Source organism: Mesorhizobium sp. M7A.T.Ca.US.000.02.2.1 (assembly GCF_003996995.1).
Lineage (GTDB): Bacteria > Pseudomonadota > Alphaproteobacteria > Rhizobiales > Rhizobiaceae > Mesorhizobium.
Window position 1 is genome coordinate 1 of sequence record NZ_RZTT01000274.1, and the last position, 8,300, is coordinate 8,300.

The window sequence follows — 8,300 nt, forward strand, 5'->3', positions numbered from 1 at the left end:
GGAAGACACACACCGGCTCGTTGAGGGTGGTGATGTCGTAGTAAATCTGCTTGGCGAGGAACTCGGTCTTGCCGACCCCAGTGCCGGCTCCAATGGCAATAATCTCGCCGAGGCGGCGGCCATAGAGCTGGTAGTTCAGTTCCTCCCCAAACCACGGCAGGCCCATCTCGGTAGGGATGAGGGCCTTGGCCTTCACGTCTGCGATGGTGACGATTCCGTCCGGTCGGAAGGCGCGGGCACCGAAGATGGCGTCCACGATCTTCGCGCCGTCGCCAGCCTGGAGGGCCTCGTTGGCGTCCTTATGGCCGTCGATCCGTGCGATCTTGCAGCGGCCCGCCGGGAACAGCATGGCACACGCTTGAGCCGCCTCCTGTCCGGGGTAGAAGACCTCGCCGTTGGGCCGGTGGTGGGCCTCGTCGTGGTCGAACATGAGGACGATTTCGTCAAAGCCGAGGAGGTAGGGCAGGGCCTTGGAGATGGCCTTGACCGCGCCGTCAGCTCCGTTGGGGAGGGAGACGACCGGCCACTTATTGCCTTGGACTTGGGAGACCGACAGGGCGTCGATTTCGCCTTCAGTGACCACGATGCGTTTACCGCCGTCGCGCCAAAGGTGCTGGCCGTAGAGGCCCGCGGATTTCTTGTCCCCGAGGGCGAGGAAGTCCTTGTTCTTGAAACGGACCTTCTGGAACACTGGGGTCCCTGAAGTGTCCCGGTAGGTGGCGATCTGGACCGTTTGGCCCTTGAACTCGCCTGTTGTGTAGCCCCACTTCCGGCATGTTTCCTCGCTGATGCCGCGCTTGACGAGCGCCTGCGGGGAGCCGGAGGGGATCAATCCCTCCACTCGGGTGCGTTCCTTTCGATCTTGTTGGGGTTGCCCGTCACCGGGCTCGTAGTGTCCGCACGAGAAGCAATGCCCGTGCCCGTCAGTGTATCGTCCTAGGGCATCAGATGAGCCGCACTCGGGGCACGGCTCGTGATGCAGGAACTCGCTGTCGTCACTCAACGTAGGCGAGGATTAGAGCCCAAGCCGCCATAGCGAGAAGTATCCAGACCATTACGAGACGATCGCGTTGACGCGGGCGGCGATGGTCTTGGCGCGGTCGCGTCGGGCGAAAGCGTCGAGGCGGGCCTTGGCGATACTGTCAATGCGAGACTTAAGCGAGGCGATCTTCTCCGCGTGTGCGGCGATCACGGCGGCCTCATACTCGGCAACGAAGTCGAGGTGGGCGGCGGCCTTGGTGAAGCCTGCGATGGCTTTCTCGGTGGACGGAACGAGGCCCAGGAAGGTGCGGATGGTGTCGATGATGTTCATGTCTGCTGTCTCCGTTAGCGGTAGTTGTCGGTTGCGTAGAGCTTGGCGAACTCGTTCCGAAGCTTGGGGATGAGTGAGCGAGTTATCTCATCCTCGAACTGGCGCATGGTGGCCTCGAACAGGTGCGGGTGTTCTTCTCTGCTGATGGGCCGGTAGGCCAGCCGAAGCTGGGCGCGGTACGGGTCGGGACGCCACGTCACTTGGTAGGTCTTCGCCATGTCCGGCGAGCTGATGTCCACGAAGGCGTCGGCCTTGAAGAACCCATGGCCGACCGGGATGGCGGTGTGCGTGTAGTATTCCTTCTCCATCGCGTTCATGCGCTCGGCCATCTGCTGGTTGCGCTCGCGATAGGAGTGGATGGTGGAGAGAAGGTCCCAAACACGCTCCTCGTGGAGGCGCTGCATCTCCCACACTTCCTCTCGGGTGTGGCGGGGGACGTAGCGGTCGATCAGCTCCGTGAGGTTGGCGTAGGTCTTCTCAAGGAGCCCTTCCGGGTTCTTGGTCAGACTGCCGCTCATGCGAACGCCTTGTTCTGGAACTGCTGGGCCTGCCGGACGGCATCGGCGTCATAGGTGTAGCGGGCATACCGCTGGCCCATGTCGTCCTGTTTGTACTCGACCTTGATCGGGTGGCCGGCCTTCTTCAGCTCGGAGATTCGCTTCGGCAGATCGCGGCAGGCCCACATGGCTGACGCTTCAATCGGCGAGAGGTTGCCGTGCTTGCGGAGGTGGTTGAGGACCAGCGTCTTCATCGGCTGGCCGTTGCGAGGCTTGAAACTCATGATTGTCCTTTCGAGGATGCGTATGGGAGGCAGGGGCCGAAGCCCCCACCGTCACGCCTTGGGTTTCTTGGATGCTCGTTCGAGGGCCGACAGCCGGAGGGGACACGGGGGCTCGTTGAGCCATGCGTCCGGGATCGACTTGTCGGCGTAGAGGAAGCCGTACTGGTCGCACCAGTTGGCGTAGGTCGTCTTCGACCCCTTCGAGAGCTTTGCTTTGGAGTTCGAGAACACGAACCGAATGTCGAGGTCGGGGTGTTCAGCCTTGATGGCTTTGTGCTTCTGCCGGTCCTCTGTGACAAACCGGCCTTTGGTCTCGACTAAGATGCCGTTCGAGAGCGGGAAGTCGTTCGTGTAGGAGCGGGTCTTGATGGGCGGCGTGTAGAAGACCTTGGTGCCTTCGAACACGACATGGATGCCCTTCTCGGCCAACTCCTTCGCGATGCGTTCTTCCAGTCCCGAGCGGTAACCGTGCAGGACAGCCCTGCGCCGGGTATCAGAAGTCGGTGTCGTCGTCGTCCGGCGAGCCATCCGAACCGCTGTCGTCGTTGTCTTCGTCTTCCTCGGTCTCGACATCGTTCGCGTCGAAGCCGTCTTCCTCGGCCTCGAAGCCGTAGGACGAAGCCGCTCGCTGACCGCCGGAGACCAGTTCGATGATCTGGACCGCGTTCAGGCGCCGAGAGACACCGTAGGAGCCCGAGCCGTCCACGAAGTAGGGCTCAAGGTCGAAGTTGATGATGGCGACCGAGCCGCCCCAAATCTGGAGGCCCTTCTTCATGGGCTTACCCTTGCCGTCGAAAATGTCCGGCTTGGCGGTCCAGGTCTCACCCTTCCTCGGATGGCGCGGGCCGTAGACACCCTTGGCCTTCATCTTCACCTTCATGTCGATCTTGCCGGTGTCCTCCTCGGTGTCGTCGTCGTAGACGGTCGAGTAGGGCTCATCCGCGACGATGCCGCCGGTCTTGGCCTCGATCTTCTTGCGGGCCTTGATGTCCATCTTGGAGAACTTCTCCTCGGCCAACTCCTTGGCGCGGACCATCACGGCGTCGATCTTGGCGAGCATGGCCGAGACCTTCGGGTCGGCACGGTCAGCGATGAAGCGGGTGTTGTAGCTGCCGTCCTTGTCTGGGTACTTCTCCGAACCATAGTCGACGCGATCCAGCTTCGGGTACTTCAGGGTGACGCGCGGGGTCGATACGCGGACCTTATCGGGGTTCTTTTCTTTTGCCATTCGTGGCTCCTAATGAGGTTGATTAGTGGGAGTAGAGGGCTTCAAGGGCGGGCACGTCGTAGCCGAGGTCCGCGAGCTTGAAGGCGAGGTCGACCGGAAGCGTCATGCCGCGCTTCCAGTGCATGATGGCCTGCTGGAGGTGGAGGTTCATGCGCGGAACCCCTCCTTGCGAGCGAGGGCCATGAGCTTGCGGCGGGCGGCCCGGTTGCCGAACTTCTTGGAGATGAGCGGGGTGCGGGAGTGGCTGCGAGCGTTGGGGTTCGACGCGATGTTCTGGCCGAAAATCTGGTAGAGTGTGACTGTCATGTTTCCTCGATTGGCCCGTTTACGGGACGAATTAGTCGCAGATGCGGAGTAGGCGCTTGAGCTGGGAGCCTTTGAGTGTCAGCCACTCGTGGGTCAGCCCGCCGCGCTCCGCGATCCAGTCTTGAATGACCTTCGGGTACTGCCGGGTGAACCAAGCCGTGTAGTTGTCGTCGTACGCTTGGGTGTGGTCGGCGAGCAGAATGAACGGTGCGTGGAAGTTCAGAGTTGCGTCCTCCTTCACACACATGGTCGGCAGCGCGGTGTAGAGGGTGCAGGCCGACGAGCATTCGCCGGCAATGACCACCTTGGTGTGGTCCCGCTCCCAAAGGTTACGCAGGGCGATGAAGTCGTCCACGGTTCCGCCACCGTTGTCCTCGACCCATATGAGGCTGGTGTCGCCGATCTTGGGCGGCAGTTCCGAGGCATGACAGGGCTTGCAGATGGTGAAGGCCGCGAGGAGCGCGAGGGCTCCCAGGGCGGCCATCTCGAAGATCGGGGGCTTCGGTAGGGTGTGGCTCACAGTTCGTTCTCCACGTACATGTCGAGGGCGACGAAGGCGGGGTTCTCCCGGAACTTCGAGGCAAGGACGTTAGAGGCGGCCCTGAAGACCTCCGAGGGATCGACGCGGTGTCGGCGGCAGAAGACCGAGAAGGCAGCGGCGAGCGCCACAACCTGCATCTCCTTCCGGTCGTCCTGCACACGGTCGATGATCTGAAGCGTCGTGGCTGCGACCGAGGCAGCGTCCACGTTGTTAATCCGGTCCATGTCCATCATTATTTGGACCTCCGGACGAAGCCGCACTTGACGAGGCCGTCGATGACGACGTTGCGCAGGAAGTGCTTCTCCTTGCCGGTCAGTTGGTGCCGGACGAAGGTGTGGCCGTCGACTATGATGTCGTCGTGGGAAGCGCCGTAGCGCATGGTGATGTTGGGTTTCTGCATGATAACTCCAATACGTTCGGAAACATGATCCTGAAGGGAGGGGGAATTGTCCCGGTTACGGGACGATCTAGGCGAAGAAGTACTTGCTGTTGAGGGTTTCGGACAAATCGAGACCTCCAACCATAGGCACGGCAGGGACGCTATCGGTCAGGTGATCGGGGACGACCTCGCGGGCGAAGGTCTCAAGGACGTTCTCGCCGGAGTACATGTTGACGAAGCTCTCCCGGAGGGCCTTGGCAAGCGCGGGTGTCCGAGCCGCCGTGGTGCCGTAGCTGTCATGGATCATCGCGAACTTGTCCACGCCCCGCTGGGCCGCCAGATTGACCGTGAGGGTCAGCGCGGAGGCGTCCAGAGCGTGGACGAAGTTAGGGGCGATCCCGTTGGCCTGCCGGCGGCGGTCAATCGTGTCGGGCACCTCCTCGTTGTACTTCGGCTGGAACCGAGAGCCCAACAGGGTGGTGTCGATGCGGTTGGTCCGCAGCTCGGGGTAAGCCTGGACGACCACAAAGCCGCTCGGGGTGGTCCACTGGATCGGACCTTCAGCGGAGATTTTCCGCGTCACGTCCTGTAGCCAGCCCATAGCCAACCTTGCAGCCACCACGACTTGCCCGATAGAGGACCAGACGACGGACCCAAGCCAGTTGCAGGAGGAGAACAGGGTGTCCCCAAAGGGGTCCCTAACGCCAGCCGCGAGCTTCTTAGAGGTAGCCTCCAAGACGTACTTCTGGCAGGACGACAGGGTGCCGCCGTAGGGCAGGACCATGACGGGGCGCTTGGTGATGCTCCGGTCGATCCCGAAGGCACCCCAAGTGTCGGCGAGCGCCCATTCCTTGCGGTCGTCCTCGGTGGCGTAGCAGGCTTGCGGATGGTGTTCCTGCATCGCCGTGTAGTAGAGGGTGTCGTTCACCACCTTCGCCACCTCGGCGTAAATGTCCTGCGGCTTGTCGCTGGGCACCAGATTGACAGCCTTGCCCCCGACAGGATCGCGGAGCATGGCCGAGTAGTGCTGGAGCCCGTTGCAGGAGCCGTCCATGGCGATTGGGATGCGAGACTTGAAGTTCACCGGGTCCGCGTAGAACTGGGCAAACTCGAAGCACCACGTCAGGAACACGAAGGGGCTGTCCGCTTCGGCCCACCAGAGGTAGTCGAGCGGGTCCTTGGCGGTCTGAAGAATGTGCCCGAGGTTCTCCTTCGTCCACGCTTTGCGCTCCTCGAAGTCCACCTTGTCGATCCCGTAGGAGTTGGCCCCGTGGACGAGGAACCAGTCCCGCGCCTCGTTGGTGTGGATCGGCTCGCCCTCGGCGAACACCAGCAACCCCTTAGCCACGTCCGAGCCCTGCGGGTTGAGAACCTGGGGTACGGAGTAGACGCGGCCCCTGAAGTCGAGCTGATGGGGGAAGTACATGGCGGTGTACTGGGCGTACTCCTCCGCGATCTTCACCGTCTTTAGCGCCAGCATCCGTCGTGAGAACAGCGAACGGTTCCGATTGTGGACTTGAACCGCTGCGCGTTTCCACAGGTTGCGGGCCGCCTCGTTGGTGTCGATGTCATCCGGCTTGGTCGGCACCGGGTCGTCCAGCATGGGAGGCAGACCGGCCACCTCGTTCCCGGTCCCGAGCAGAGCCTTGAGAACCTCAAGGGTCCGGGTCTCGATAGCCCACGGCGTCCTCTGGATGGAGTTGACCGAGGCCATCACGTGGGACAGGTCGGCGCTCTGGAGGGCCTTCTTGTGGGCCTTGGCTCGCGTCTTGACGAGCTGGAGCGGGTAGGGGAAGGCGGTGGTGTGGTATCCGCCGCCGGTCAGCCCCGTCCAGTCCTTCGGGGGGATCACGCAGGGGAGGTACTCGGGCGACATAATCTCGAACTGCATGTCGAGGGTCGCCACCCAGTCCCGGAAGCGCTGCGTGGGCTCCAGAACGGTGATGGTCTTCTTCCCCTGCCGGCGGGTGTCGGTGACGAACAGGCCGGTGGAGGCCGACATCAGCTCAACCAGCTTGAGCCCGGTCAGCAGTTGGTCCCGCTTCGGCCAGCTCTCCCACTCGTCGCCCTTCTCGCGCAGGAGGTGCATGTAGACGCGGCGCTTGTGTTCGAAGTGGTCCGTCCGTCCTGCCAAATCGGCCTGAACGGTCTTCATGTAGCCCTTGTTCTCCTCGGTGAACTTGGCGATGCGCTTCTCCAGCTCGACCGTGGACCCAATGCGAATCGCTAGGTTGGTCAGGTTGGTCTCTTGGGCGTAGCCGTCGAGGACCAGCTTGGCGGCGATGAAGGCGAGGACATCAGCGTCTATCCCCGTGAAAAAGCGGACGGCGCTGTGCCGGCGACCGGCGCGACCTGACCCAGCCTCTTGCCGGAACTTCAGGATCGCCGAGGCGGTGGGGTCGATCATCACGTCGAGGACTTGCTGCATGGAGCGGGACCGCGTGGCCTGCCCTTCCTCACGAGCTTCCAGAGCATTGCGCCTGAAACGCTCGATGCCGAGGGACGCCATACGGCCTTCCAGATCGGCTTGAATTTCCATCATGTCTGTCATGCGGTCCTCCAGACACGGAGGCCGGCTTCGGTAGCGCGGAGGGCTATCCTCACGTCCCGCCCCCTTGCGGCTCCATGGGCGCGGCGTTGTGCCTTTCCCATTCCTCCCATCTTCGCAATCGCGGCGCTGGGGATGAGGAAGCTGTCGCCGGGGCTCATGGAAACGTAAGGCCACTTCTGGTTCCGCTTGCTCGCTGGGGGCGGGATCGGGACGTTCTTGTCGATGGCGTACACGGGGTGTTTCTCCTTGGTTGGGCACAAGTTCGGGCACAGATGGCCTGTTTTGGTGTCTTGGGGGATTTGAGGCACCAAAATCCGGTGCGTATACGGGACAATCAAAGGCCCGCCTGTCGGCGAGCCCTATCGTGTTGAGATTGTTGGGTGTTTAGCTTTGGCCCGGTTACGGGACAATCTCCCCGCAGAACCTAAATCCAGGGCGTCTACCAGTTCCGCCACATCCGCATGGACCGGCAATCCCATGTGGCCATCATTCTGTCAATGTCGGAGACAAGATGTAGAGGTCAGGGACAAGATGTGGTCAGGTCCAAATGCTGGTTATTCGCCGGGATGCGAAGACTGTTGAAAATTGGCCTCGCCTGTGACAAAAGGCGTGTCAAATGTGACGGGACGCGACGATCCGCTTCTGCAGAATGTGATAAGAAGTAGGAAAAACAAGAACTTATTCACATTTTGGAACGCAGTTTGGGAGAGTTTGAGCCGGGTTGTCGGTCAAATCGCCAGGTTCCGTACCAAAAGCCATTCCCGGCAAGAATATACCGGCAGGCTGTGAACGGCAGAGGCCGTGGCAGTCTCATTGGTGAAAACAAAGGTTTTACGATGCAGGTCACCGAAACGCTCAACTCCGGTCTCAAGCGAGAGATCAAGATCACCGTGCCGGCCGGTGACATGGAAGCCAAGCTGATGGCGCGGCTTTCGGATGCCCGCAACAAGGTCCGCATCAACGGCTTCCGCCCGGGCAAGGTGCCGGTACAGCACCTGCGCAAGGTCTACGGCAAGTCGTTCATGGCCGAAGTGGTCAACGAAATCCTCAACGATTCGACCCGTTCGATCATTACCGGGCGTGGTGAAAAGGCTGCCATGCAGCCCGAAGTCATCATGACCGAGGACGAGAAGGAAGCCGAGAAGATCCTGGCCGGTGGCGCCGACTTCGAATTCCGCCTCAACTACGAGATCATCCCGGCG

General features: G+C 61.6%; 14 protein-coding genes. 1 reads left to right on the plus strand and 13 read right to left on the minus strand.

What is annotated here, in order from left to right:
- From EOD15_RS22970 to EOD15_RS23015, 13 genes are all read right to left on the minus strand, one after another.
- Positions 1 to 841: toprim domain-containing protein (locus EOD15_RS22970; protein WP_185929042.1), on the minus strand; the 841-nt coding region annotated here is incomplete at its 3' end.
- Between the two features lie 213 nt (positions 842 to 1,054).
- On the minus strand, positions 1,055 to 1,312 hold the full coding sequence (locus EOD15_RS22975) for a hypothetical protein (RefSeq protein WP_127408844.1): 258 nt from the start codon (positions 1,310 to 1,312) through the stop codon (positions 1,055 to 1,057).
- Positions 1,313 to 1,326: 14 nt separating this feature from the next.
- Entirely contained in the window at positions 1,327 to 1,830 is a 504-nt protein-coding gene (locus EOD15_RS22980; RefSeq protein ID WP_127408845.1) for a hypothetical protein, read from the minus strand.
- The gene (locus tag EOD15_RS22985) at positions 1,827 to 2,063 is read right to left on the minus strand and encodes a helix-turn-helix domain-containing protein (protein ID WP_164893180.1); all 237 of its coding nucleotides are present in this window, start codon (positions 2,061 to 2,063) and stop codon (positions 1,827 to 1,829) included. The genes EOD15_RS22980 and EOD15_RS22985 overlap by 4 nt, the downstream gene beginning before the upstream one ends.
- 81 nt (positions 2,064 to 2,144) lie before the next feature.
- On the minus strand, positions 2,145 to 2,621 hold the full coding sequence (locus EOD15_RS22990; RefSeq protein WP_127408847.1) for an endodeoxyribonuclease: 477 nt from the start codon (positions 2,619 to 2,621) through the stop codon (positions 2,145 to 2,147).
- On the minus strand, positions 2,587 to 3,321 hold the full coding sequence (locus EOD15_RS22995) for a hypothetical protein (protein ID WP_127408848.1): 735 nt from the start codon (positions 3,319 to 3,321) through the stop codon (positions 2,587 to 2,589). Before EOD15_RS22995 ends, EOD15_RS22990 begins: the two co-directional genes overlap by 35 nt.
- A gap of 22 nt (positions 3,322 to 3,343) precedes the next feature.
- Complete coding sequence (locus EOD15_RS37265; protein WP_281035572.1) at positions 3,344 to 3,472, minus strand: hypothetical protein; 129 nt, start codon at positions 3,470 to 3,472, stop codon at positions 3,344 to 3,346.
- Positions 3,469 to 3,627, minus strand: a complete 159-nt coding sequence (locus EOD15_RS35885; protein WP_164893181.1) for a hypothetical protein — start codon at positions 3,625 to 3,627, stop codon at positions 3,469 to 3,471. The genes EOD15_RS37265 and EOD15_RS35885 overlap by 4 nt, the downstream gene beginning before the upstream one ends.
- A gap of 31 nt (positions 3,628 to 3,658) precedes the next feature.
- Positions 3,659 to 4,147 (minus strand): hypothetical protein, encoded by a 489-nt coding sequence (locus EOD15_RS23000; protein ID WP_127408849.1) that lies wholly within the window; start codon positions 4,145 to 4,147, stop codon positions 3,659 to 3,661.
- Positions 4,144 to 4,401 (minus strand): hypothetical protein, encoded by a 258-nt coding sequence (locus tag EOD15_RS23005; RefSeq protein ID WP_127408850.1) that lies wholly within the window; start codon positions 4,399 to 4,401, stop codon positions 4,144 to 4,146. Before EOD15_RS23005 ends, EOD15_RS23000 begins: the two co-directional genes overlap by 4 nt.
- A complete protein-coding gene (locus tag EOD15_RS35890) occupies positions 4,401 to 4,568 on the minus strand; it encodes a hypothetical protein (RefSeq protein ID WP_164893182.1) in 168 nt (55 codons plus the stop codon). The genes EOD15_RS23005 and EOD15_RS35890 overlap by 1 nt, the downstream gene beginning before the upstream one ends.
- A 67-nt stretch (positions 4,569 to 4,635) precedes the next feature.
- Entirely contained in the window at positions 4,636 to 7,098 is a 2,463-nt protein-coding gene (locus EOD15_RS23010; protein WP_127408851.1) for a DNA-directed RNA polymerase, read from the minus strand.
- A complete protein-coding gene (locus EOD15_RS23015) occupies positions 7,095 to 7,331 on the minus strand; it encodes a hypothetical protein (RefSeq protein WP_127408852.1) in 237 nt (78 codons plus the stop codon). The genes EOD15_RS23010 and EOD15_RS23015 overlap by 4 nt, the downstream gene beginning before the upstream one ends.
- Before the next feature lie 603 nt (positions 7,332 to 7,934).
- Here EOD15_RS23015 and EOD15_RS23020 point away from each other — a divergent pair.
- A partial coding sequence (locus tag EOD15_RS23020; RefSeq protein WP_281035573.1) for a trigger factor occupies positions 7,935 to 8,300 on the plus strand: 366 nt, incomplete at its 3' end.

What these genes read in the sequence shown, in the direction of transcription:
- EOD15_RS22975 (WP_127408844.1), bottom strand. Translation starts at nt 1,312, where the DNA reads ATGAACATCATCGACACCATCCGCACCTTCCTGGGCCTCGTTCCGTCC.
- EOD15_RS22980 (WP_127408845.1), bottom strand. Translation starts at nt 1,830, where the DNA reads ATGAGCGGCAGTCTGACCAAGAACCCGGAAGGGCTCCTTGAGAAGACC.
- EOD15_RS22985 (WP_164893180.1), bottom strand. Translation starts at nt 2,063, where the DNA reads ATGAAGACGCTGGTCCTCAACCACCTCCGCAAGCACGGCAACCTCTCG.
- EOD15_RS22990 (WP_127408847.1), bottom strand. Translation starts at nt 2,621, where the DNA reads ATGGCTCGCCGGACGACGACGACACCGACTTCTGATACCCGGCGCAGG.
- EOD15_RS22995 (WP_127408848.1), bottom strand. Translation starts at nt 3,321, where the DNA reads ATGGCAAAAGAAAAGAACCCCGATAAGGTCCGCGTATCGACCCCGCGC.
- EOD15_RS37265 (WP_281035572.1), bottom strand. Translation starts at nt 3,472, where the DNA reads ATGAACCTCCACCTCCAGCAGGCCATCATGCACTGGAAGCGCGGCATG.
- EOD15_RS35885 (WP_164893181.1), bottom strand. Translation starts at nt 3,627, where the DNA reads ATGACAGTCACACTCTACCAGATTTTCGGCCAGAACATCGCGTCGAAC.
- EOD15_RS23005 (WP_127408850.1), bottom strand. Translation starts at nt 4,401, where the DNA reads ATGATGGACATGGACCGGATTAACAACGTGGACGCTGCCTCGGTCGCA.
- EOD15_RS35890 (WP_164893182.1), bottom strand. Translation starts at nt 4,568, where the DNA reads ATGCAGAAACCCAACATCACCATGCGCTACGGCGCTTCCCACGACGAC.
- EOD15_RS23010 (WP_127408851.1), bottom strand. Translation starts at nt 7,098, where the DNA reads ATGACAGACATGATGGAAATTCAAGCCGATCTGGAAGGCCGTATGGCG.